Source organism: Pseudodesulfovibrio thermohalotolerans (genome assembly GCF_021353295.2).
GTDB classification, from domain to species: domain Bacteria; phylum Desulfobacterota; class Desulfovibrionia; order Desulfovibrionales; family Desulfovibrionaceae; genus Pseudodesulfovibrio; species Pseudodesulfovibrio thermohalotolerans.
Genome location: NZ_CP120635.1, coordinates 2,140,087 through 2,165,212, shown reverse-complemented (window position 1 = coordinate 2,165,212; position 25,126 = coordinate 2,140,087). Strand labels below are relative to the sequence as shown.

At 59.0% G+C, this 25,126-nt stretch carries 16 protein-coding genes and 1 tRNA gene; 11 read left to right on the top strand and 6 right to left on the bottom strand.

What is annotated here, in order from left to right:
• Positions 1 to 75: 75 nt before the first annotated feature.
• From nifJ to LF599_RS10265, 6 genes are all read right to left on the bottom strand, one after another.
• Positions 76 to 3,582: a pyruvate:ferredoxin (flavodoxin) oxidoreductase gene (nifJ, locus tag LF599_RS10290; protein ID WP_279520680.1), complete on the bottom strand. Its 3,507-nt coding sequence runs from the start codon at positions 3,580 to 3,582 to the stop codon at positions 76 to 78.
• 383 nt (positions 3,583 to 3,965) lie between these two features.
• Positions 3,966 to 5,348 (bottom strand): MBL fold metallo-hydrolase, encoded by a 1,383-nt coding sequence (locus LF599_RS10285; protein ID WP_279520679.1) that lies wholly within the window; start codon positions 5,346 to 5,348, stop codon positions 3,966 to 3,968.
• Positions 5,349 to 5,426: 78 nt separating this feature from the next.
• The gene (locus LF599_RS10280; RefSeq protein WP_279520678.1) at positions 5,427 to 6,470 is read right to left on the bottom strand and encodes a hypothetical protein; all 1,044 of its coding nucleotides are present in this window, start codon (positions 6,468 to 6,470) and stop codon (positions 5,427 to 5,429) included.
• 31 nt (positions 6,471 to 6,501) lie between these two features.
• Positions 6,502 to 8,163 carry a Na/Pi cotransporter family protein gene (locus LF599_RS10275; RefSeq protein WP_279520677.1) on the bottom strand — a complete coding sequence of 554 codons (1,662 nt, stop codon included), beginning with the start codon at positions 8,161 to 8,163 and terminating at the stop codon, positions 6,502 to 6,504.
• A 143-nt stretch (positions 8,164 to 8,306) separates the two neighbouring features.
• Positions 8,307 to 10,331, bottom strand: coding sequence for a bacteriohemerythrin (locus LF599_RS10270; protein ID WP_279520676.1), 2,025 nt, complete (start codon positions 10,329 to 10,331; stop codon positions 8,307 to 8,309).
• A 382-nt stretch (positions 10,332 to 10,713) separates the two neighbouring features.
• A tRNA-Asn gene (locus tag LF599_RS10265) sits at positions 10,714 to 10,789 on the bottom strand.
• Positions 10,790 to 11,066: 277 nt separating this feature from the next.
• On the opposite strand from LF599_RS10265, the gene lysS reads away from it, so the two are divergent.
• From lysS to LF599_RS10210, 11 genes are all read left to right on the top strand, one after another.
• The gene (gene lysS, locus LF599_RS10260) at positions 11,067 to 12,575 is read left to right on the top strand and encodes a lysine--tRNA ligase (RefSeq protein WP_279523095.1); all 1,509 of its coding nucleotides are present in this window, start codon (positions 11,067 to 11,069) and stop codon (positions 12,573 to 12,575) included.
• 6 nt (positions 12,576 to 12,581) lie between these two features.
• Positions 12,582 to 13,811, top strand: a complete 1,230-nt coding sequence (locus tag LF599_RS10255; protein WP_279520675.1) for a lipoprotein-releasing ABC transporter permease subunit — start codon at positions 12,582 to 12,584, stop codon at positions 13,809 to 13,811.
• Positions 13,804 to 14,487 carry an ABC transporter ATP-binding protein gene (locus LF599_RS10250; RefSeq protein ID WP_279520674.1) on the top strand — a complete coding sequence of 228 codons (684 nt, stop codon included), beginning with the start codon at positions 13,804 to 13,806 and terminating at the stop codon, positions 14,485 to 14,487. Before LF599_RS10255 ends, LF599_RS10250 begins: the two co-directional genes overlap by 8 nt.
• The gene (gene bamA, locus LF599_RS10245) at positions 14,477 to 17,200 is read left to right on the top strand and encodes an outer membrane protein assembly factor BamA (RefSeq protein ID WP_279520673.1); all 2,724 of its coding nucleotides are present in this window, start codon (positions 14,477 to 14,479) and stop codon (positions 17,198 to 17,200) included. Before LF599_RS10250 ends, bamA begins: the two co-directional genes overlap by 11 nt.
• A gap of 36 nt (positions 17,201 to 17,236) precedes the next feature.
• The gene (locus LF599_RS10240; RefSeq protein ID WP_279520672.1) at positions 17,237 to 17,752 is read left to right on the top strand and encodes an OmpH family outer membrane protein; all 516 of its coding nucleotides are present in this window, start codon (positions 17,237 to 17,239) and stop codon (positions 17,750 to 17,752) included.
• A 3-nt stretch (positions 17,753 to 17,755) separates the two neighbouring features.
• The gene (lpxD, locus tag LF599_RS10235) at positions 17,756 to 18,796 is read left to right on the top strand and encodes a UDP-3-O-(3-hydroxymyristoyl)glucosamine N-acyltransferase (RefSeq protein WP_269942537.1); all 1,041 of its coding nucleotides are present in this window, start codon (positions 17,756 to 17,758) and stop codon (positions 18,794 to 18,796) included.
• On the top strand, positions 18,789 to 19,247 hold the full coding sequence (fabZ, locus tag LF599_RS10230) for a 3-hydroxyacyl-ACP dehydratase FabZ (RefSeq protein WP_279520671.1): 459 nt from the start codon (positions 18,789 to 18,791) through the stop codon (positions 19,245 to 19,247). The genes lpxD and fabZ overlap by 8 nt, the downstream gene beginning before the upstream one ends.
• The gene (lpxA, locus tag LF599_RS10225) at positions 19,247 to 20,056 is read left to right on the top strand and encodes an acyl-ACP--UDP-N-acetylglucosamine O-acyltransferase (protein WP_279520670.1); all 810 of its coding nucleotides are present in this window, start codon (positions 19,247 to 19,249) and stop codon (positions 20,054 to 20,056) included. Before fabZ ends, lpxA begins: the two co-directional genes overlap by 1 nt.
• Positions 20,057 to 20,072: 16 nt before the next feature.
• Positions 20,073 to 20,912, top strand: coding sequence for an LpxI family protein (locus LF599_RS10220; RefSeq protein ID WP_279520669.1), 840 nt, complete (start codon positions 20,073 to 20,075; stop codon positions 20,910 to 20,912).
• Positions 20,913 to 21,043: 131 nt separating this feature from the next.
• Positions 21,044 to 21,946: a damage-control phosphatase ARMT1 family protein gene (locus LF599_RS10215; protein ID WP_279520668.1), complete on the top strand. Its 903-nt coding sequence runs from the start codon at positions 21,044 to 21,046 to the stop codon at positions 21,944 to 21,946.
• Positions 21,939 to 25,094: an AsmA family protein gene (locus LF599_RS10210; RefSeq protein WP_279520667.1), complete on the top strand. Its 3,156-nt coding sequence runs from the start codon at positions 21,939 to 21,941 to the stop codon at positions 25,092 to 25,094. The genes LF599_RS10215 and LF599_RS10210 overlap by 8 nt, the downstream gene beginning before the upstream one ends.
• Positions 25,095 to 25,126: the final 32 nt, after the last annotated feature.

The following is a 25,126-nucleotide window of genomic DNA, read 5'->3' as shown; positions in this document are numbered from 1 at the left end:
ACGGCGGGGCTGCGGAGATAAAAAGGCCGGGACTTTCGCCCCGGCCTTGTCTTGATGGTTGTGGATACGGACAGGCTATTCCTTGCAGTCTTCGCCCGCCATGTGCTTGAGGGTCTCGTAACGCTTGTTGAAGTCGGTTTCGATCTTGGTCCGGTACTCCTTGGAGAACTCGGGATAGAAGCGTTCGAGCATGGCGTAGCGGTTTTCGCCGGACAGGAACTCCTGAAGGGAGCCGTCGGGAGCCTTGGACTCCAGGGCGAACGGGTTTTTGCCTTCGTCGGCCAGCAGCGGGTTGTAGCGGTAGAGCGGCCAGTAGCCGGATTCCACGGCCAGCTTCTGTTCCAGCTGGGTCTTGCCCATGCCCTTCTTGATGCCTTGATTGATGCAGGGGGCGTAGGCGATAATCAGGGACGGGCCGGGGTAGGCCTCGGCTTCCTTGACGGCCTTGAGGAACTGCTGCTTGTTGGCGCCCATGGCCACGGAGGCGACATAGACGTAGCCGTAGGTCATGGCCATGCGGCCGAGGTCCTTTTTGTTGGTGGTCTTTCCGGCCGCCGCGAACTTGGCGATGGAGCCGAGCGGAGTGGCCTTGGAGGACTGGCCGCCGGTGTTGGAGTAGACTTCGGTGTCGAGAACCAGGACGTTGATGTCCTTGCCCGAGGCGAGAACGTGATCCAACCCGCCGTAGCCGATGTCGTAGGCCCAGCCGTCGCCGCCGAAGACCCAGATGGACTGCTTGGTGAACAGGTCGGACATCGACAGGATCTCCTTGAGGGCCTTCTTGCGAGTTCCCTTGAGAGCTTCCTTGATGGCTTCGCCGGCAAGCCGGGATTCCTCGGGATCGTCCATGACCTTGACCCACTTGTTCAGCTTGGTCTTGAGCGCGCCTTCCTCGGCCTTGGCGGCCTCGGTGCAGAGCGCGGCCAGATGGGTGCGCCGCTGGTCAGTAGCCATTTCGATGCCGTAGCCGAACTCGGCCGCGTCTTCGAACAGGGAGTTGCCCCAGGCCGGGCCGTGTCCCTCGCCGTTGACGCAATAAGGAGCGGTGGGAGCGGATGCGCCCCAGATGGAGGAGCAGCCGGTCGCGTTGGCGATGACCATGCGTTCGCCGAAGAGCTGGGTGATGACCTTGACGTAAGGGGTCTCGCCGCAGCCTGCGCAGGCGCCGGAGAACTCCATGAGAGACTTGCGGAACTGGGAGCCCTTGACCGTGTCGCGGCCGAAGGCGTCCTTGTAGGAGACGGTCTCGGAGAAGTCGAAGTTCGGCACCTGGATCTCGGTCTGGGTGGCGATGGGCTTCATGACCAGGGCTTTTTCCTTGGCCGGGCAGATGTCGGCGCAGTTGCCGCAGCCCAGGCAGTCCAGGGTGTTGACCTGAAGGCGGAAGTGCATTCCCTTGGCATCCTTGCCGATGCCGTCGATGGTCTCGAAGGTCGCGGGGGCGGATTTCAACTCATCGTCAGTGGCCAGCACGGAGCGCAGGGCGGAGTGCGGGCAGACAAAAGCGCATTGGTTGCACTGGATGCAGTTTTCCTTGATCCATTGGGGGACCAGGATGGCCACGCCGCGCTTTTCGAATTTGGCGGTGGCGGAGGGCATGGTGCCGTCGTGGGAGAAGGCCGAGACGGGCAGGGTGTCGCCCTTCTGGGCCAGAACCGGGCGCATGACGTCCTTGACGTAGTCGGGCTCGTCGCGGTTGACCGGCTTGTCGTCCTTGAGGGTCTTCCATGCCTCGGGCACGGGAATTTCCACGATCGCTCCGGTGGCCGCGTCCACGGCTGCGTTGTTCATGTCGACGATCTTTTGGCCCTTCTTGCCGTATGCCTTTACGATGCCTTCCTTGAGCAGGGTAACGGCCTTATCAAACGGGATGACGTCGGCCAGTTTGAAGAAGGCGGTCTGCATGACCATGTTGATGCGGCCGCCGAGGCCCACCTCGCCCGCGATCTTGACGGCGTCGACGGTGTAGAATTTGAGGCCCTTCTCCGCGATGGTGCGACGCATGGCGGCAGGCAGGCGCGAGTCCATCTCATCAGCGGTCCAAGGGCAGTTGAGCACGAAGGTGCCGCCGTCCTTGATCCCTTCCAGCACGTCGTAGAGGTTGACGTAGTTCGGGTTGTGACAGGCGATGTAGTCCGCGTTCTGCACCAGGTAGGTGGACTGGATGGGCTTCTTGCCGAAGCGCAGGTGGGAGATGGTGATGCCGCCGGACTTCTTGGAGTCGTAGGCGAAGTAGCCCTGCGCGTACATGTCGGTGTTGTCGCCGATGATCTTGATGGCTTGCTTGTTCGCGCCCACCGTGCCGTCGGAACCCAGGCCCCAGAACTTGCACTGGACCGTGCCCTCGGGGGTGGTGTCCACACAGTCGCAGTCGAAGAGCGAGGTGTTGGTGACGTCGTCGTTGATGCCGACGGTGAAGCCGTTTTTGGGCTTGGCCAGGGAGTTGAAGACCGACTCGGCCTGGGCCGGAGTGAAGTCCTTGGAGCCGAGGCCGTAGCGTCCGCCGACGATGACGGGGGCGTCGGCCTTGCCCGCGTAGGCGGCGCAGACGTCGAGGTACAGGGGATCGCCCAGGGAACCGGGTTCCTTGGTGCGGTCAAGCACCGCGATCTCTTTCACGGTCTTGGGGATGGCGGAGAACATGTGCTTGATCGAGAACGGCCGGTACAGGCGGACTTTGACCAGGCCGACTTTCTGGCCCTTGGAGGTCAGGTAGTTGACGGTCTCCTCGATGGTCTCACAGGCGGAACCCGCGGCGATGATGATGCGCTCGGCGTTGGGGTGGCCAACGTAGTCGAACAGCTTGTAGCCTCGGCCGGTGATCTTGCCGACCTTTTCCATGGCGTCGGCGACGATGTCGGGGATGGCCTCATAATAGGTGTTGGTCGCCTCGCGGCCCTGGAAATAGATGTCCGGGTTCTGTGCAGTGCCTCGGATGTTCGGATGTTCCGGGTTCATGGCCCGTTTACGGAACTCGGCCACCTTGTCCATGTTCAGCAGGGGCTTCATGTCCTCGTAGTCGATGACTTCGATCTTCTGGATTTCGTGGGAGGTGCGGAAACCGTCGAACACGGACATGAACGGGACGCTGGCTTCAACGGCGGCGATGTGCGCTACCAGGGAGAGGTCCATGACTTCCTGCACCGAGTTCGAAAAGAGCATGGCGAAGCCGGTCTGGCGGCAGGCCATGACGTCCTGGTGGTCGCCGAAGATGGACAGGGCGTGGGCCGCAACGGCGCGGGCGGACACGTGGAAGACGCCGGGCAGCAGTTCGCCCGCGATCTTGTACATGTTCGGAATCATCAGGAGCAGCCCCTGGGAGGCCGTGAAGGTGGTGGTCAGCGCGCCGCCGGCCAGGGAGCCGTGAACCGCGCCCGCCGCGCCCGCCTCGGACTGCATCTGGCGAATCTGCACGGTTTGGCCGAAAATGTTCTTTCGCCCCTGGGCCGCCCATTCATCGGCGATTTCGCCCATGGGCGTGGACGGTGTGATGGGATAGATGGCGGCCGTCTCGCTCATGGCGTAGGCCACATGCGCGGCAGCGGTATTGCCGTCCATTGTTTTCATGATTTTCTTGGGCATGTGCTTCTCCAAGTGGTTTGATTGGACCTGTGTCTGCCTGGGTCATATGGGGTTCGACGGTCGAATCCCGTACGGTCCGTGCGGACCGGATCATGCGAATTAAATGCAATCCATCTTATTTATGTCGCGATTTCCGGGCTTCTGGTCAAGTCATTTACCCTCCGTTCCCCGACAGATCGAAACCGTTTACCGAATATATTGCCGGGTGAACGGTTGAAGTACAGTTTTGTGATACATTTTACACTATTGGTTGTGCATTCGCGATCAGTTGTGTTTGCAGACGGATAGCTCTCGCGCGATGGCGGGCTACAGCGAAAAAAAGAAAACGGCCCCGAAAAATCGGGGCCGTTTGTCGTGTCGGAAACCGTTTTCGGATGCGATGATTATTTTTCGGTTTGGAAGCCCGCGCGGCTCCATGCGAGATAGCCGCCCGCAAGGCTGCGCACATCCCAGTAACCGTGCTTCTGAAGGTAGGACGCCGCGATGTTGGCGCGATAACCGGCCGCGCAGTAGAGCAGGTGATGCGCGTTCTCGTCGAGATCCACCTTGCCGTCGAGAATGTCGACCAGGGGGAGGTGCTTGGCGCCGGGGATGTGTCCGCCTTCCCACTCGGTGGGAGTGCGCACGTCGATAAGGCTGATCGGCTTGCCTTCCTCCTGGATGTTCTGGAGGACCTGGGCGGAGTCGATGGCCAGGGAGTCCACCGGGCGGCCGGAATAGACCCAGGCCTGGATGCCGCCGGACAGGTAGCCGTAGATGCGGTCGTAGCCTATGCGGTGCAGCTCCGTGCGCATCCGGTCGTAGTCCTCGCGTGTGTCGACCACCAGGAGGATGTCGGCGTCGGGCTCCACGGTCATGCCGACCCAGTTGGCCAGGCTCGGCTCGAAGCCGATATTGAGGGAGCCGGGGATATGGTATCCGGCGAACGCCGCGGCGTCGCGCACATCAATGACCACGGCGCCGTCCAGCATTTTCTCCTCGAACTTGTACGGGTTCATGGCCAGGTCGAGCGGGCATCGTTCCAGGAGCGGCGCACCGCCCGCGTTGGTGGAGATGATGTGGGTGAAGGATTTAGGCCTGGCCGGGAAATTCTGGCTCATGGCCAAATGGAATTCCTCGAAGTTGTCGAAGCCCAGCATGGGGTTGTGCCGACGTTCGAAGCCCAGTGTGGAGCTAGGCTTCGAGGACATGCCGCGTCCGCACAGGGAACCCGCGCCATGCGCCGGGAAGACCTCCAGGCTGTCGGGGAATTTCTCGAACTTGACGTACAGGGTGTTCCATAGGTTCCGGACCTGCTCGTCGAGCTTGGCTCCGCCCACCAGGTCGGGGCGGCCGATGTCGTTGACGAAAAGCACGTCGCCGGTGAGCAGCATCCACGGCTCGTCGCCGCGCGTGGTGTCGGTGACCAGCAGGGACAGGGCGTCCGGGGTGTGGCCGGGGGTGTGCAGGACTTCGAGCTTGGCGTTGCCTACGGTCAGTGGGTCGCCTTCGGCCAGGGGCGTGAAGTCATAGGTGACCGGCGAGGTCTCGTAGACCATGATATCGCAGCCGGTTTGGGACTTGAGCTCCTGCGCGCCGGATACGTGGTCGGCGTGAACGTGGGTGTCGATGGCGTGGACGATCTTCATGCCCTCCTCGCGGGAGATGTCAAGATAGTCCTGCACGTCGCGCTTTGGGTCCACGACGATCATTTCGCCGGCGGCCGGGCAGCCGATGACGTAGGAAAAACAACCGAGTCCGGGTGTGGTGATCTGTTTGAAGTACATAGATCGGCTCCTTGGTGGATTCTCTTCTTGCTGCCGACAGGATAAGCACTAAGGGAGATCAATGCAACATGTGAGCAATTATTTGAGTTCGTCCGCCTTGGTTCGGAAGCGCGCGGCCAGGTCGTCCATGATGTCCGCCGCCGCGCCGAATACCTTCAGCTTTTCTTCGGATTGCCCCAGAGTGCGACGGTAGGCCCATTGGGAGAGGTAGAAGAGTTCAGCTTCGGGGCAGGGCTGGCAGACCTTCTTCAGGTGCCCGACGATTTCGGCCCGGGTCCGTTCACGGAAGAGTATGGCCTGCTTGAGGCGGTCGCTGGCCTCGCCGGAGTCCTTGCCTTCGGCCATGGCGGTTTGCAACTGGCCGTTGGCCCGCTCCACGGCCTTGGCGGCGCGGCGGTATTTGCCAGCCATCTCGACGATGGACGGATCGTCGGCAAAGGCGTGGAACACATCGGCGGTGCGCTCGATGCGTTGCGCGTTGAGCCGGAGCATGACCTTGATCTCGTCGTTGGTCAGGGTGCGTGTTTCGGTGGCGTCGCCGACCACGTACTCGCGTTCGCTGGTGGACGCGGTGTCCACCAGATGGACCATGAAGGCCGGGGCGTAGATCTCATATAGGGTCTTGAGCATTCCGGGGGTGAAAACATAGTCGTAGACCGCTTTGCGCGAGGTGACGATGTCGTTGCCGGACACGGCGAAGCCGTCCAGTTCGCGGCCATAATATCTGTTCAGGGCCACGGCTGTGGCCAGGGAGTCGGGCTTGCCGTTGGAGTTGCGCGGCTGAAAGCGTTGGAGCAGGAAGTCCGTCAGGGATTCGACGAAAGAGAACGTGACCATCTTGTCCTCGGTGACCTCTATGGTCTCCGGTTCCTTGGGAGCCTGGGCGGGTTCCTGGGAAGGTGCGATGGTTTCCGGCTCGGCCGTCGCGGCTGAGTAGTCAGGCTTTGCTTCCTGGCCGTTGTCGACCCAATCCGGTGCTTTCGCGGGCGGTTCGGCGGGCTGGGTCACTTCGACCCGGACGGAGAAGGGGTCCTCCTTGGTTCTGTTCAGCATGAGAAAGGCGCCGACGGCGAGCAGTGCGGCGCAGACGATCAGTATGAGGGCGGTCCGGTTCTGTTTCATGACCATGCCTCCCGGCAGGGAATTATGTGGGTTATCCTTCGTGTTTCCAGGCGTACTTGTTGTCCGCGTCGGCGTTGGCGCAGGTCAGCTCGATATCCCGCAGCCTCGACCAATAGGTGGTTCCCTTCACGGCCTGTTCGCACATGACGCGCACATGGGAATAGAATTCCAGCAGCGAAACCATCCTGTCGAGTTCAAGGCTACCCTGAGCGCCCGCTTTGAGCAATGCCTCTTTCAGCTCGTGATAGAGCTCTTCAATGCCGTACATCATTTTCGCAAGGTCCGCGAACTCCGGGGCGCACGGCGTGCGTGCCGCATCGAGGATGCGCCGGACCTCCCGGCGGAAGGATCGGGCGGTCTCAGCATAGGTGCCGGGCAACTGGTGGTCCAGGTCAGCGTACTGCTGATATATTTCGGAGACGATATTCAGGGCCTTGGCGTAATATTGAATGACCCGCAGGGCCGAGGGCATCCGCAGGGCCGCGTTGTCGGACAGCTCCAGCGGCTGAAGCTTGATGCAATAGGCGCGGATGGCGGAGATCAGCGTTTCCACGGCCGCCCGGTCCTTGAGGAAATCGCCGGGGCGGAATTTGGAGGCGAGTCCCTTTTGGCAAATGTCTCGGGTCATGTCACCGAGCCTGCCCAGTTCCATGAACAGGGCGTCCATGGCCAGGCCCGGGGCCTGGAGCGCTGTGTCGTCCAGGTATTTCGGCTTGCCCATCTCGGCCTCTTCCCGTCCGATGTGTCGGTCCAGAAACGCGGTGAGTCGGTTGGTGATAGGCAGGAATATGGCCACGCCGAGCAGGTTGAAGGCGGTGTGGAACAGGGCCAGGATGGTTGCCGTGTCGAAGTCAGGCCCGAGGGTAGCGAGTAGGGACGCGCCCTTGAGCAGCAGGGGGATGCCAAGCAGGGCGACGAGCCCGGTGCCCAGATTGAAAAGAATGTGTGCGGCCGCCACCTTCTTGGCGTTGTAGGTGGCCCCTATCACGGAAAGCAGGGCCGTGGAGGTGGTTCCGACATTGGTGCCGATGGTCGCCGCCGCCGCGCTTTCCAGGGTGATGACCCCGGACATGGCGGCGGTTAGGACCAAAGCCATCGCCGCACTGGAGCTTTGCATGAGCAGGGTCAGGATCGCGCCCACGGCCGTGAAGAGGGCCATGCCGCCGATCCCGCCGATGTTGTAGGCCGACAGGTCCACCATCTGTTCGAGGTGTTGGAATGTGCCCTGAAGAATCTCGATGCCCAGGAAGAATATGCCGAATCCGGTCAGGGCGTCGCCGAAGTATTTGCGTCGCGTCCGGCTGCCTGTCAGGCGGAGCAGGGCTCCCAGGCCGACCATGGGCAGGGCCAGGGCCTTGACGTTCACACTGACGCCGACGGCGGCGACGATCCAGCTGGTGGCCGTTGTGCCGATATTGGAGCCAAAGATCACGCCCACGGATTGGGGCAGGGACAGGAGTCCGGCATTGACGAAGCCGATAACGGCCACGGTGACGGCGCTGGAGGACTGAACCAGAGCGGTGATGGCGCACCCGGTGAAGAGCCCGTGGAGGGGCGTCCTGGTCCATTTGCCGAGCAGACTGCGCAGGGCGTTGCCCGCAGCGTTGCGCATACCCGAGGTCATGAGGCGCATACCCAGCAGAAAGAGGCCGAGGCCGCCGAACAGGCCAGCAAAAAGGGGGAAAATCGGCAACGGTATCTGGCTCCTTGCAACTGATGGATATTGCACTCATAGTTTGCCGGGGGCGCATTGTAAACATGTTTCGGCCGGGACGGAGGGGAGGTTTGGGGCTCCGGACCGCGCGAGGCGGCCCGAAGCCCTAGGAGGAGGATGGGTCAACTGTCATTTTTCAGGGCTTCCCTGATGTGGGGAACATACCGCTTGTCCACGCCCTGTATGTGGTTCACCAGCCAGTCTTTGAGGAAATAGAACAGGTCGCGGCTCATGGCTGTCTGTCCCGATTCAAACTTGTCGATGAATTCCGAGACTTGGCCGAGAAGTTCGCGGTGGACGGACTTGTGTTCATCCGTTTCGGAGTAGCCGTATTTTTCGAAAAGAGTTTCTTCCTGATTGAAATGGAATGTGGTGTAGCGCCGCAGTTCCTCCAGTGTCTCGCCGATCACGGCCTTGCCCTTGCCCTGGAGCATGGCGCTGTTCAGTCGGTTGATGAGTTTGACCAGCTCCTTGTGTTGGTCGTCGATGAGGTCGATGCCCGTGGCGATGCTGTCGTCCCAGACGATGAGCGGCTTGTTTCCCTCGGTTGAGAGGCGCTCTTTGCGGAAATGCGCAGTCCGCTTGGGAGTTGTGGGCGCGGCTGGATTTTGGGCCGGGCCCGACGGGAGCGGATATTCCGACTGCGGTTTCGCCTTTCGGGGCGGCGGAGCTTGTTCACTTTTGCCGGTCTTGAAAAAGTGCAGTTCGCCGCGAAGGGCGTCCGCCTCGCCGGACAGTTCCTCGGTGGTCGCCGAAAGGTTACGGGCCATGTGGGCGGTTTCCCCGATGCCCTGGTCCAGGTCTCGGACAGACCGGCCAACCATCTCGGCGTCCCGTTGCTGTTCGGCGCTGGAGGCGTTGATCTCCTCGATCATGGATGCGGTCTTTTCAATGTCGGGAACCAGAAGCTGTAGCAGTTCCCCGGCCTCATTTGATATGCCCAGCGTGTTGGCCGACAATTCGCTGATTTCCTTGGCCGCCTGGCCGCTTCGTTCGGCGAGCTTGCGGACCTCGGATGCGACCACGGCGAATCCCTTGCCGTGCTCGCCCGCCCGCGCCGCCTCGATGGCCGCGTTCAGGGCCAGGAGGTTGGTCTGTCTCGCGATTTCCTCGATGATCGTGATTTTTCCCGCGATGGTGGTGATGGCCTCCAGGGCCGTGCCCACGGATTCGCCGCTCTTTCGGGCGTCTTCCGCCGCCTTTACGGCCAGTTGGTGTGTTTCCCTCGAATTGCCCGCCGTGGTCGAGATGGTCGAGCGCATTCCCTCCATGAGGGATGCGATTTCTCCCACGGAAGCGGCCTGGCTGGTGGCGCTTCGGGCCAGGTCGGCCGCCATGTCGTTCAGGTCCGCGCTACGGTCGGCCATATTCACCGTCGACGCCTTGGCACGGCTGACCACGCTCTTGAGTTTTTCCTCCATCGTGCTCAGGGTGCGCGCGACCATGCCGATTTCATCTTTTTGCCGGTTGTCGTAGGCTTGGGTGAGGTCGCCCCGGCAGATGGTGTCCATGGTCGAGCCGAAGGTGTGCAGGGGCCTGACCAGTTTGCGCTGGATGGTCAGGAAACTGACCAGAGTGGTCAGAATCATGATGGCGATACCCGCTATCTGGGTGGCGAGGAGGACGTCCACCCGGCTTTCGGATTCCGCCTGCATCATGGTCACGGCTTCGTTCATGTTGACCAGGACCGCCAGGCTTTTCTTGTTGAAGTCGCTGTCCAGGATTTGCCTTTCGAGGATGTCGCCGAGGGCCGCGTCATAAGGTCCCCAAAGCTGTCTGACCTTGAGCAGTTGCGCCTTCACGGATGCGGACGGAGCGGGCAGGTCCCGCTTCGGCCCGTCGGGATTGGCGGTCACCGGGGCAGGCCCGGAGTCGGTCAGGGCGGTCAGGGTGTCCCTGAACAGGCGGGAGGTTGTCACCACCTGGCCTCGCAGCGCGTCGCCGTCGCCGCCGGCCCGTCTCTCTTCCAGGTAGAGCAGGGCTTCCTTGGCCATCTTCTGACTGAGCATCCGCTGGCGTCCAGCCAGATTGATGACCAGCCCGTCGTGCTCCTGAGCCGAGGTTATGACGATAGTTGCGACAAACATGCCAAGGCCCACGGCCAGGAGAATCCCGATGGCCGAATAGAGCTTCAATCTCAGACTCATCCTTCCCTCCTGCGGCAACACCCGAAACCCATGGGCGTGTGCGTGGTTGTTTGATGCGTTATGGGTAGTTAGCAGAAAAATATAGGCAATGTGATTATAATTCGCTGACAAGATAGATACTATAAAGGGTTGGGCTGTGCCGAAGGTGCGGCCGGGAGCCTGGTCAGGCGTTGATGAGAAAAGGCCCTTGCGGATTTCCGCAAGGGCCGTCGGTTTCGAGTAAAGCCGTTTGTGGACATCCTTTGCGTGGACAGGGAGGAACAGGACTGGAAACAAGGCGGAGAATGGAGGATGTTCGGCGTTTACGGGACGTTGCGGGTGTGTACCCCAATGGAGAAAAAGAAAAAGCCCTTACGATTTCTCGTAAGGGCCTTGTTCTCTTTGGCTCCCCAGCACGGACTTGAACCGCGAACCTAGTGATTAACAGTCACCCGCTCTGCCGATTGAGCTACTGGGGAACGTTTTTCCGTCGAAGCGAGAGAGGGTTTAAACAAATCGTTCCGGGGGGTCAAGTAAAAAAGTGGATTTTTTTTAGAAAATGCAAATAAGGTTTTGCCGGAGGCTAAGGAGTCCATTTTCTTGACGCCATTCATTATATGGCTTACGGAATCAACGTCTCTCGTATTTTTCTAGACTTGGCGGGAGATAAGGAAAAAAATTTTGGGACAAGATACTAAGAATACAAAGAAAATTAAGCTGGCAACCAAGTCGCCCAATGCGGCTCGGTTCACGCACATGCTTGAGGCCCTCCAGGCCAAGGACGAACTCAACTCCGTTATCAAGACGCGTGTCGAGAAGGCGTGCCTGCTGTTGGACAGCGGCATCGATCTGTACCCCAACAATTTCCGCAGAGATACGGAAATCAAATCCATCTGGGATCGGTACGGGGAGACGGACGGCGAAGCCTTGGACGGCCTGGACGAACAGTTCACTATTGCCGGACGCGTGGTTTCCTACCGTTCTTTCGGTAAGGTCACCTTCTTTCATATGCAGGACCGCAGCGGCAGCATTCAGGTCTACGCGGCCCGCGACGAGCTCGGTCCCGAAGGATACCAATTCTTCAAAAAAACTGACATAGGCGACATCGTCGGCGTGACCGGCTCCCTGTTCAGGACCAAGACGGGCGAGTTGACCATCCGGACGGAACATTTTCAGTTGGTGACCAAGTCCATGCGTCCCCTGCCCGAGAAATACCACGGGTTGAAGGATGTGGAGACCCGGTACCGCCAGCGCTACGTTGACCTCATCGTCACGCCCCGGACCAAGGAGATTTTTCAGGCCCGCACGGCAATTATCCGCGAGTTGAGGGACATTCTGGACGAGAAGGGTTTCATGGAAGTGGAAACCCCCATGATGCAGGCCATCCCCGGTGGTGCCACTGCCAAGCCCTTTGAGACCTACCATAACGCCCTGGACATGAAGCTCTACATGCGCATCGCGCCGGAGCTTTACCTCAAGCGGCTTCTGGTGGGCGGGTTCGAGCGCGTCTACGAGATCAACCGCAACTTCCGCAACGAAGGCATTTCCACCCAGCACAATCCCGAGTTTACCATGCTCGAATTCTACTGGGCGTACGCAACCTTCGAAGACCTCATGGATTTGACCGAAGAGATTTTCTCTCGCATAGCCGAGAAGGTCACAGGCTCCTCCGTGGTCCCGTATCAGGGCGAGATGATCGACCTGTCCGTGGGGGCCTGGACCCGGATGCCCTTCCACGAATCTCTGGAGAAGATCGGTGGGGTGTCTCCCGAGGTCTACACGGACTACGAGAAGTGTGCGGCGTTGGTGAAGGAGAAGGGCGAAAAGGTCATCACCGGCGAGAAGCTGGGCAAACTACAAGCCAAGCTTTTCGACCTTTTGGTCGAGCCCAAGCTGGTTCAGCCTCACTTCATCTATCATTATCCGACGGATATTTCGCCGTTGTCTCGCAGAAACGAGAAAAACCCCGAGATCACGGATCGTTTCGAGTTGTTCATGACCGGCCGCGAGCTGGCCAATGCCTTTTCCGAACTCAACGATCCCGTCGACCAGCGCGGTCGTTTCGAGATCCAGGTCCAGGAGAAGGAGGCCGGAGACGAAGAGGCCCATTTCATGGATGAAGATTACGTCCGCGCTCTTGAATACGGTATGCCTCCGGCGGCCGGTCAGGGCATCGGCATCGATCGGCTGGTCATGCTGCTCACGGACAGCGCCTCCATCCGCGAGGTCATTCTCTTCCCGCTCCTCAGGCCGGAGGCGGGGTAGAGCTGTATGCGCTTTGAGACATTCGTCGCACTGAGATACCTGTTCGCACTGCGCAAGCAGTCGTTCATTTCCGTCATATCGCTGTTTGCTGTGTGCGGGGTGGCCATAGGCGTTGGCGCGCTGATCGTGGTCATTGGGGTGATGAACGGGTTCTCGACTGACCTTCGCGACAAGATTCTCGGGGTCAACGCGCACATCCTGATTACGTCGTTGCGTGGCGGCATAGGCGAATATCAGGAACTGGCGGACGAAGCGAAAAAGGTTCCGGGCGTCACTGGAGTGACGCCCTTCGTCTATTCTGAGGTCATGCTTTCCACCCGCACAGGGGTCAAGGGCGTGGTTCTTCGCGGCATCGATCCGTCCACTTCGGGGTCCGTCCTGTCCTTGTCCAAGGATATGGTCAGCGGGGATGTAAACCGGCTCAACGACAACGGGGACTTTCCCGGAATCATCATCGGTTCCGAGCTGGCGAAACGACTCGGGCTCACCGAGGGCTCTCTGGTCAATCTGCTTTCGCCGTCTGGCAGGAGCAGTTCGGCCGGGTTTACGCCCAAGGTGCGCCGTTTCGTCGTGGCCGGCGTTTTCCGCACCGGCATGTTCGAATACGATTCCTCCATGGGATATGTAAGCATTCCCGCCGCCCGTCAATTGCTTGGCTTCAAGGGCGATGTGGTCTCGGGGCTGGAAATCAGCGTGGACGATGTCTACAACGTGAAGAAGATTTCCAGCGACCTGCGCGAACGGGTCTCGTCCTTTACGGTCTATGTGCGCAACTGGCAGGATATGAACGCCAATCTTTTCGCCGCGTTGGAGCTTGAGAAAACGGCCATGTTCATCATCCTGGCCATGATCGTCCTGGTCGGATCGTTCAGTATTGTCACCACGCTGGTCATGCTGGTCATCCAGAAGACCAAGGACATCGCCGTACTCATGTCCCTTGGGGCCGACATGCGGAGCATTCGCAACATCTTCATGCTTCAGGGGACGTTCATCGGCTTTGCCGGAACGTTCTTCGGTTTCCTCATCGGCGTGCCACTCAGCCTGCTTCTCAAGGAGTATCAGTTCATCAAGCTGCCGAGCAACGTCTACCCCGTGGACTATCTGCCTGTCCGACTGGAAGCTCTCGACCTTTTCACCATCGGCGCAGCCGCCTTCCTGCTCTGTTTTGTGGCCACTATTTATCCCGCCCGGCGGGCGGCGGCTCTGAGCCCTTCGGAGGCCTTGCGTTATGAGTAGGGAGGCGATATACCAATTGATTGACGTTAGTAAGGAGTTCGATGGGCCGTCCGAAGTAGTCCGCGTTCTGCGTGGAATCGATCTTGAAATACGCAGGGGAGAATCTCTGGCTATTTTGGGGGCGTCCGGCTCAGGCAAGACCACGCTGCTGCATATGCTCGGCACGTTGGATGCCGTGTCCGGCGGAAAGATTTTTTTGAATGGCGTCGACCTCGGCACGCTGGGGGACAGGGAAAGGGCGGAACTGCGGAACAAGGAAATCGGATTCGTGTTTCAGTTTCATCATCTCCTGCCTGAATTTTCCACGCTGGAGAATGTCGCCATGCCCGCTTTCATCGCCGGGAAGGGGCGCAACGAAGGGTTGCGCATGGCAAAGGAGGCGCTCGACATGGTTGGGCTTGCTCACAGGCTTGAACACAAGGTAACGACTCTGTCGGGCGGAGAACGACAGCGGGCTGCTATTGCACGAGCCATCCTTCTTCGTCCCAAGGTTCTTCTTGCCGACGAGCCGACGGGCAATCTCGAAGAGGAGAACGGTGCCAGAATTGGCCGCTTGCTGACCTCACTAAATAATGAATTGGGTATGACCTTCGTTGTCGTTACACATAATCCGGAACTCGCAGCGATGATGCATCGGCGCGTCGAACTGCGTTCAGGGGAACTCTATGCTCAGTAATTTTGTTCGCGGACTGGCGATGGGGGTAGTCGCCACACTCGTCCTGTATGCCTCCGGAGTCGCACTCGCCGCCGAAAAACTCAACCAGGACGTTTCTGTCGCTGTCCTGCCCTTCGAAGTCAACGCGGGGGAGGATTTAAGCTATCTCAGAGAGAGTCTTCCCGAACTCCTGAAGGATCGATTGGTCGAGGCGGGCTTCAAGGTCGTCGACCCCAAGGAAGTCGCCCGTTTGATCGCCGAAAAGGGATACACCCGGTTTGATCCCCAAAAGGCCCGCGAACTGGCCCTCGCGTCCGGAGCCCAATTCTCCGTTTATGGTGTCTTGAATCAGATAGGTGAGGACCTGGCCATTGATGGCCGCCTGGTTGACGCCTACGCCGACGATACCGGCAAGAAAATTTCCGTTACAAAAAAAGGGCTTATCAACCTTCTGCCCGCAGTCGACGCCCTGGTAGACCGGATGCGTATGGACCTCCTGCGTCTCGACATTGTCGCGAAAGTCGACGTTGAAGGCACCAAGGTCCTGGACAAGGACGTGGTCCTTATGCGCATGACCATGCAGAAGGGCGACATGATTACCGGTAAGGCTATCAATACTGCTCTGAAAAATGTATATGATCTCGGATATTTTGATGATGTTCGAGTGAAAGTCGAGGATGCCGAGGACGGTAAGAACGTCATCTTCGTCGTCAAGGAAAAGCCGCGTATCCAGGCTATCGGCGTGCGCGGGGCCAAGGAGATCGACGCTGACGACATTCTTGAGGCCGTGTCCACCAAGAAGGGCAGCGTCACCAACCCCAAGGTCCTGTCTGACGACATCCGCGTCATTCGCGAGATGTACCGCAAGGAAGGCTACTACAAGGCCAATGTCACCCAGGAGATCGAAGACGCGGGCTCCGGCGTCGCCCGTCTGACTTTCGTTATAGACGAGGGGCCGCAGCTCTACATTGAAAATGTTGTCATCGACGGTGCCAAACAGCTCGACCCGGATGACATCAAGGATGTTCTCGCATTGAAGGAACGCGGCTGGCTTTCCTGGATTGACGATTCCGGCGTCCTCAAGGAGGAGCTCCTGGAACGTGACGCCGCCGCCATCATGGCTTTCTATCAGTCCAAGGGCTTTTTGGCCGCCAAAGTTGGCCAGCCCGAGGTGGAGATCAAGGACGACGGCATCGACGTCATCTACAAGGTCTGGGAGGGCGATCGCTACAAGATGGGCGAGACTTCCTTTACCGGCGACCTCATCGACGATCCGGCCAAGCTTCTGCAGGTAACCGAGATCGATCAGCTCAAGGAAAATGACGAGTACTTCGACCGCCTCATCCTCAAGCACGACGTTTCCGCCCTCACCAATTATTACAACAATTACGGTTATGCCTATGCCGACGTCGGTGTGAAACTCGACGACGATCCCGAGACCAAGATCGTCAATGTCGTCTACAACGTCAGCAAGCACCAGCGCGTGCATATCCGACGAGTGCTTATCGAGGGCAATACGGTCACCAGGGACAACGTCATCCTGCGCGAGATGCGTCTTGCCGACGGAGACCAGTTCAGCGGCAAGAAATTGAAGCGTTCGAGCCAGCGTTTGACCAACCTTGATTTCTTCGAAAAGGTAGACATAGCCCCGGTGCCCACCGGCAACCCCGAGGAAATGGACTTGGTGGTCAAGGTCAAGGACAAGGCCACCGGAAAGATCAGCGGCGGTCTCGGGTATTCGACCTATGACGGCGTCTTTTTCGGCGGCGAAATCTCCGAAAAAAACCTGTTCGGCCGCGGGTATGATGTCGGTTTCAACGGGCAGATCGGCGGTTCCACCACCAAATACGTCCTGTATTTCACCAACCCGCGCATCAACGATACCGACCTCGGTTTTGGTCTCCAGGCCTACAATCGTTCAACCGAGTACAATCAATACACCCTGGACGGCACTGGCGGGGACCTGAACTTCTTCTATCCCATCGGCGAATATACTAGACTTCGTTGGAACTACGGTCTTGAATCCTATAAGATCAAGGATGTCGACGATGACGCCTCCCAGGATGTCAAGGACGACGAAGGCGAGCACCTTGCCTCGGTCTTGAGCGCCTCCGTCTCGCGTGATACCCGGGACAATTTTCGGGATACCACCTCCGGCACCAAGACGACCTTGACCATATACTTTGGCGGCGGCCCCTTGGGCGGCACTGATGACTTCGTCAAGTACATCGGCGAGTACGAGTGGTGGCAGCCCGTGTTCGAGCAAGTCGTTTTCCATTCCAAGTTCTGGGCTGGTTACCTGCACAAAAACTTCGGAGGAGATGAAGTTCCCACCGCTCAGCGGTTTGATATCGGCGGTGTATATACTGTCCGCGGTTATTCCAACTACGGCATTTCGCCGACGGAAGGGCCGACTTCCAACTCGTCCGTGGGCGGCAACAAGGCGTTTTACACGAACCTCGAACTCAAGCGTCCCATCAGCAAGGAACTCGGCATCGTGGCCTTGGGCTTCTTCGATGCGGGTAACTCCTGGCAGGAAGGGGAAGAGTGGTTCGAGTCCGTTGAGCGCGGCGATGTCGGTAAACCTTCCTTCGGCCTCTACAAGAGCGTCGGCGTCGGCATCAACTGGTATTCCCCCATCGGTCCCGTGGGTCTCATCTATGCATATGCCCTGGACGACCTGGACGACTCGAAGCAGCATACTGTCGAGTTGATCATGGGGCAGCAGTTTTAACCCGTATTGCTATCAATCAGTTTAAGGAGTCATACAATGAAAAAAATCAGTCTGTTTGCCGTTTGCTTCGTCTTTCTGCTTCAGTCCGTGGCTTTTGCCGAGACCAAGATCGCGGTTTTCGACACCAAGGTGGTCATGATGAAGTCCGCTTACGGAAAAGAAGTCAGCGAAAAGCTCAACGCCAAGTTCAACGCCCGCGGCGTTCAGCTTAAGAAGGAGCGGGAAGATCTGGAGAAGCTCAAAATGCAGATCGACAGCAATGCCTTCGAGGGCAAGACCCTGCAGGACAAAGTGACCGAGCTTCGCCGTCGCGGCCGCGACTGGAATGAGGATTTCTCCGTCTACCAGAAGGCCATCCAGGCCGAGCAGAATGAGTTGGGCAAGCCTGTCCTCGCAAAGCTGGAGAAGATTGTTCTGGATTACTGCACCACTCACGGCTACTCCATCGCCTTCGACAAGCACACCCCCGGTTTGGCTTTCATCGCCGATGGCCTGGACATCACCGACGCGCTTGTCAAGGAACTCGACAAAGCCAAAAAGGCCGGAAAATAAGCAATGTCCATCAAGCTGTCCGCCCTGGCCGAGAAGCTCGGGCTCGAATACACCGGCGCGGATAGGGATATTGACGGGGTGAACACCCTGGAAAAGGCCGGACCCGGCGATCTGTCGTTCCTGGTCAATCCCAAGTATCTGCAACAGCTGGAAACCACCAATGCCGGATGTGTCCTCACATCCGGCTCTTATGCCCACAAGGCCCAGTGCGCGCTCGTCAGCGAAAATGTGTACATGGATCTTGCGCGGGTGGTGAATGTTTTCGCGCGTCCCCAGGGGTGCCTGACCGGGACGCACGAGCTGGCCTTTGTCCATCCTGATGCCGAGGTGGCCGATTCGGCCACGATCTATCCCTTCGCCTTTGTGGGGGCGGGGGCGAAGATCGGCGAAGAAACCGTGATTTTCGCCGGTGCCTATGTCGGCGAAGAAACCGTTATCGGCGATCGGTGTATCCTCTACCCGAACAGCGTTGTCATGGGCGGTTTGTCTCTTGGCAACAACGTTATTCTTCAGCCCGGCGCGGTTCTTGGAGGCGACGGTTACGGCTACGCCCAGACGCCGCTCGGACACATGAAGATTCCGCAGATCGGCACGGTTCGCGTTGAAGACGACGTGGAAATCGGTTCCAACTCCGCCATTGATCGCGCCGCATTGGACACCACGCACGTTGGACGTGGGACAAAAATCGACAATCTTGTCCAGATCGGCCATAATGTTGAAATAGGCGAACATTGCCTTATTATCGGGCAGACCGGCATCGGCGGTTCCACCGTGGTCGGAAACGGCGTGGTCCTGGCTGGCCAGACCGGCGTGCCGGATAACGTCAGGATCGGTGACGGGGCCATGGTTGCCGCTCAGAGCGGCATCCTCGGCAATGTGGAGCCCGGCAGCAGGCTCGCGGGCAGTCCCGCCATGCCCGCCAAAACGTTTCTCAAGGCTGCGGGCGTTTGCTTGCCCAAGCTTCCTGAGTTTTACAAGCGAGTAAAGAAATTGGAAAAAGAATTGGCTGCCCTGAAGGCGGCATCGGGAGTGAGCGATGAGTAACCAATTCCCTCTCGACATACGAAAGATCATGGAAATGCTGCCGCACAGGTATCCGTTTCTGTTGGTCGATCGCGTTTTGGAGATTGAGCCTGGAGTACGGCTCAAGGCCATGAAGAACGTGACCATGAACGAGGAATTCTTCCAGGGGCATTTCCCCGGCCTGCCCGTCATGCCGGGCGTGCTTCAGTTGGAGGCTCTGGCCCAAACCGGGGCGGTCTTCGTCATGAGTTCCTTTGACGAGCCCCTGGGCGACAAGGTTTTCCTCTTCACCGGCCTGGACAAGGTCAAGTTCCGCAGGCCTGTTGTTCCGGGCGATCAGCTCATCCTCAAGGTCGAATTCCTGAAACAAAAGTTGAACATTTGGAAGATGCGCGGTGTTGCCGAAGTGGAGGGCCAGGTGGCCTGCCAGGGCGAATTCTCCGCCGCCATCGCCAGCAAGGGGGACATGTAATGTCCAATCTGATTCATCCCACCGCCGTCATTGATCCTTCGGCGGAACTGGGAGCCGACGTTCGGATTGCCCCGTACGTCGTTGTGGGTGCCGACACCAAAATCGGTGACGGCACCTTCCTGGAGGCCCATTGCGTCATCCAGGCCAACACCGAACTCGGCCGGAACAACCATGTTCATCCCCACGCCGTTATCGGCGGAGAGCCTCAGCACGCCGCATTCAAAGGGGAAAAGACCTTTACCCGCATCGGCGACGACAACATCATTCGCGAGTGCGTGACCATCCATCGCGGCACCGTGCAGGGCGTGCAGGAAACTGTTATCGGTTCCGGCTGCATGTTCATGGCGTATTCGCACGTTGCCCATGACTGCAAGATCGGCGACCATGTCATCCTGGCCAACGCCGTGCAGTTGGCCGGACACGTGGAAGTGGGGCGCAACGTCATCATCTCCGGCATGTCCGCCGTCCAGCAATTCATCCGCATCGGCGAATATTCCTTCCTTGGCGGAGCCAGCGGCTACAAGCTCGATGTGCCGCCGTTCATGTTGGCCCACGGCGTCCGCGGGATGTTGTTCGGCCCCAATCTCATCGGTCTCAAGCGCAACGGTTTCGATTCCGCCACCTGCAAGGCTTTGAAAAAAGCCTACAAGATCATCTTCCGCTCCGGTCTGACCAAGGAGCAAAGTCTGGCCCAGGTAGAAGAGGAGATTCAGGGAATTCCGTCCGTTGACCGCCTCATCGCCTTCATTCGCGAGAGCAAGAACGGCGTGGTGCCCGATCACAAGCAGCGCTCCGCAAACGGCCACTAACCAGCAATCGAACGGCATGACCGAGTCTGTCAGCACCATCGGCCTCATTGCCGGAGGCAAGCAGTTTCCCGTTCTGGTGGCCCGTGGCGTCAAAGCCAAGGGCCACCGGCTTGTGGTGGCCGGTTTTACCGGGCACACCAACATGGACGTCGTCCCTCTGGCCGACGTGTTCAAGGAACTCAAGCTCGGCAAACTCAATCAGCTCATCGGCTTCCTCAAGTCCGAGAAGGTGGACAAGGTCATCATGGCCGGGACCATCGAGAAGCCCAAGGTCATGGACATCCGCCATTTGGATATGCGTGCCATCAAGCTTGTCCTTGGACGCAAGGACAAGGGCGACTCCGCGCTGCTCGGGATCATCGCCCGCGAATTCGAGAAAGAGGGAATGCCGGTGGTTCCCGCCCACGAATACATGCCGGATCTGCTTTCTCCCGAAGGCGTCATGACCCGCCGCGAGCCCGACGAGCGCGAGTGGAGCGATCTCAAGTTCGGCTGGGGCATCGCCAAAGAGCTGGGGCGTATGGACGTTGGACAGTGCGTCGTGGTCCGCGAGGGCATCGTGGTCGCCGTGGAGGCTCTTGAAGGCACGGACGAGACCTTGCGCCGGGGGGCGCGCTATGGCGGCTCCGGGTGCGTGGTCGTCAAGGTCTTCAAGCCCGGCCAGCAGAAGGAGGTGGACCTGCCGAGCCTCGGTCTGGACACCCTCCGCCTCATGGCCGAAGGAAAGGCCACCTGTCTCGGCGTCGAAGCCGGGAAAAGTCTTTTCTTCGACAGGGAAGCGGCAGTCGAGTTCGCCGACAAGGCGGGCATCACCGTGGTCGGATTGACCCCGGGGTCCTTTCCAGAAACTTCCTGACATTTTGTCGTTCAGTTCGCCGTCTCCTTGCCAATGCCGGGACGTTGTGCGATTAGTCTTTGAAGTCGTGGAGTTATGGTCGGCCATAATATCCACAACTTCCATTTCCCTTTTCAAATACGGATTATTTCATGGATACAGCCCTCGAATGTATGCCCTGTTTCAAGAGAATGGCGGTCCGGGAGGCGCAAATCGCGTGCCCGAACGATCCGGATCTCCGCGAGGAAATCCTGACCCGATGGGAGGCGCTCCTTCCCCGGTTGAATATGGATGAGCCGCCGCCGGCTATTGCCCGTCTGCTCGCCGAACTGGTTCGCGAAGTGTCGGGCTGCCGTGATCTCTATGTCGAAGATAAAAAAGCCGCCAACGAATTCGTTCTTGGTCTGCTGCCGTCTCTGGAAGAACGCGTGGAGGCTGCGCGCGCAACCGGCGATTCTCTGAGTCTGGCCCTGGAGCTGTCCATCATCGGCAATTATATCGATCGTGGCGTCGAGCTTGAATTCGACCTCGAAAAGGAACTGGCCGACGTGGCCGGTTCGGTGTCTCCCGATGCTCTTGCCGCGTTCGCGGAGCAGGCGAGGCCGGGCGTTTCCGTGCTTATTTTGGGAGACAATACCGGCGAGATCGTCCTGGACACCCTGCTGGTCCGGGAACTTTCCCGGCTCGGCTGCGATGTTACCTACGCGGTCCGTTCCAAACCCGTGCTCAACGACGCCACCATGGCCGATGCAAAGGCCGTGGGCATGACCGAGCTTTGTCCCGTGGTTGAGTCCGGCGTGGACACTCCCGGCACGGTTCTGAGCCGTTGCACGCCTGAATTCCTTCAGCGTATGCGCGAATCTGATGTCATCCTGAGCAAGGGACAAGGCAATTTCGAGGCTTTGAACGGGGTCTGGGCCGGTGTCTTTTGCGCCTTCAAGGTCAAGTGCCCCCGCATTGCCAGGAAGACCGGCCTGAATTTCGGCGAGAGCGCCCTGTGCGTGAGTGTCTGCGAAGGGCCCGGCGGCAACGGGGCCGGGGGAGATCATGCTTAGGAAGCTGCCGCGCATCCTGGTCGAGTGCCTGGTGGCGTTCGTCCTGGTTTGCACCGGGCTCCTGCTGTGGGTCTCTTATTACATTGATACCGGCGAGTTTCGCGCTCGTCTCAAGACCACCGTCGAGAACGCTATCGACCGGCCTGTTACGGTCGGCGGCGATATCGACCTCGCATTTTGGCCGCGGCTCGCCGTCACGCTGGAAGATGTCAGTGTGGGCGAGGCTGCCGGTTTTGGCGACGATCCGGCGGTCCGGTTCGACGATATCAGTATCCGCGTGCGGATCGTTCCGCTTTTTTCCCGGCGTATCAAGGTGGAATCCCTGGAAATCGACGGCCTGGAAGCGAATGTCATCCGGAATAGCGATGGCGTTTTCAACTGGCAGTCCCTTACTGAGTCCGACGGTCAGGACGATTCCGGCGCGGACGCGGCGGACGAGTGGACCTTCGCCGTGCATAGCGTGAAGATCACGGATGCCGAAATTCTGTTTCGCGATGAGCAGGAAAAGACCGAGTATCGGTTGAGCGGCATCGATATCAACACCGGGACCGTCAAGTTTGGCGTCGATGTTCCATTTTTCTTGAATAGTGATTTTTCCTGGGCCGACCAGGGGATCAAGGCGGCCCTGGAACTCAAGGGCATGGTCCGGGCAAATAGCGACGGTTCGCCTCCGGTCTTTTCACGGACCAGCGTTCAGGCCAAGGTGTTCGGTGATTTTCTTCCCAAAAATGCCGAGCCCGGTGAATTCATCGCCGACGTTGATCTCGATCTTGTCAAACGAATTGTCGCATTCGACAATGTAAAGGCCAGTCTGTTCGGCCTGCGCGCCGAGGGCAATGTGACCAGCGGCGATCTGAATGAAGGGATCGATTTCAAGGGACATGTCTCGGTGCGTCCCTTTGTGCCACGGGAACTCATCGCCCGATACGCTCCTGAACTGCCGCTCAAGGATGTGGACGGCCTGAACAGCGGTGCGGTCGCGACTTTTGTGCACGTCACCGAAGAGGGGATGAGCTTCGACAACCTGGTCCTGGCCCTGGACGATATCACCGTGCGCGGTCGGTGCGGCTTCAAGGGGTGGCAAAAGCCGGTTTTCGATTTCGCTTTGCGCGGCAACTCTATCGATCTGGATCGTTATCTGCCCCTGTTCAGGACCGGCACTCCGTTCATTTGGGATGATTTCGGCCTGCCGTTCTTCGGGGGCTTTCGGGGAAGCGGGGCCATACGCGCTGACGATTTCAAGGTCTTGGACATCACCGTTTCGGACGTTCGCCTGAAGGCGGCCGCCACGGATAAGGGTCTCAATGTGGATGCCGGGGCGATCCGGGACGGCTTCGCCTCGCTGGGCGGAAAGCTGAATGTGGCCATCGGCCGGGAGGCCAAAGGGATTCCGACCCTCTCCCTGGATTGCGTGGTGGATGCCGAATCGAAGGGGGACGGGTTTGCGTTTCTGCAGCACGAATCTTTCAAGGCCGGGGGAACCGGAAAGCTTCATCTGGAGGCCATGGTCCCCCAAATGACATGTCGGCCGGAGGCCCGCTCCATTAATTTGCTTCAGCATCTCGATGTGACGGCTAAACTATTTCTTGGTCAGGGCAAGGCGGTTGTCCAGAAGGAAGAGGGCGATCCGCTCGATTTCGCCTATACCCAGGCCGATTTGGATTTGAAGATCACCTCCAGAGCCTTGAAAGACGCGAATATCTGGAGCGGTGATGTGTCGGCCACGGCGAAGACACGCAGCCCCGGGACGCTGGGAAGTCTGAACGTCACGGCGAAGGGACCTGTCACGGCGGATATCGATCAACTTCATGCCAAAAGTTCCGGAATGTCCGTCAACGGCTACCTGACCACCCCTTTGCTGCCCAACGAAGCTCGGCGGCTGGGATTTGACGGGAACATCTCCTTTGATTCCGGGAAGGGGACGGCCCGGCTGGAAAACGGCGTGTTACAAGCTTTGGAAACCACGCTCAAGGGCAGTGCCCGGTTGGCCGGAACGGCCAAGGAGCGAAGAGCGGAGGGCAGCCTCTCCATTGACGGGGCCGATCCCAAACGCATAATTTACCTTTTGACTGGGAAAAGTCTTTCGACCCGGGACGGCGAGGCTCTGCGTAAAGCGTCGGTCCGCACCGAATTTTCAGCGGACGGGAAGGGGTTCACCTTGAGCGACCTGCGTGGAGAGTTGGACGGCATGGAGATCAAGGGACATGTGGTCGGGACGGGATATGTCCACCCCATGTTCGCCTTTTCCCTGGCCGCAGGCTCTTTCGATCTCGACCGCTACCTGACCAAGAGTCCCGCTCCCAGCTTGGAGGACATTCGTAGGGGCGTCGTGCCCAAATCCGAGCCGGTGGAGATGCCCCTTGAGTTCCTTCGCGCTCTCAAGCTCAACGGCAAGCTCTTTTTCCGGGAGTTCACTCTGGCCAGAATTCGTGGGGAGTTCCTAGAGGGATTTGTTCGTGCCAACGCGGGCATCATTTCCTTGGCCCGGCTGCAAGCCAAGCTACATGGTGGCGATTTTAAGGGAAATTTGGACGGAAAGGTCGGGTCGGATTCGCTTGATTTGCATCTGATCTTGGATGTGGAAAGGATGCAGGCAGGACCGTTCATGGCCGAGATGGCCGAGCGGGAGTACATGCGCGGAGAGACAAACATCAAAGGGGATTTGCGTAGCGTTGGGAAAACGGACGACGAAATCCTGGCCAATTTGAGGGGCAAGGCTTCGCTCAGTATCCTCAACGGTTCTTTCAAGTTTACAGGCTGGAACGGAGGCGTCAGTCAGCCTACCGCATCCCGGAGTCCCCAGATTGGTTCGAGCCGGACGGTGCACTCCAGTGGACGCACGGCTTTTCGGCGGGGTTATTCCGAAGCCACGGTCAAGGAAGGCGTGTTCCATCTCGACAAGTTCCGGCTTGAGGCGCCTCCCGTGCTCCAGGCCTACGGCGAGGGGAATTTCAGCCTGCCCGCCAATACCATCGCGATGTCCATTCGCAACGATTTTGTGGCCGTGCCAAGCGTCACCCTGCGTTTGACGGGCAAACTGACGGACCCGAAGGTGGAAGTCCCCACGGGCAGAATCCTCAACGATACGGTGCTCAACATCTTGAGCCTGCCCAAGAAATCCTTCGAGTTCCTGCGGGATCTTTTCTGATCGGGCGATCTCAACTTGCCCGCGAAGGCTGA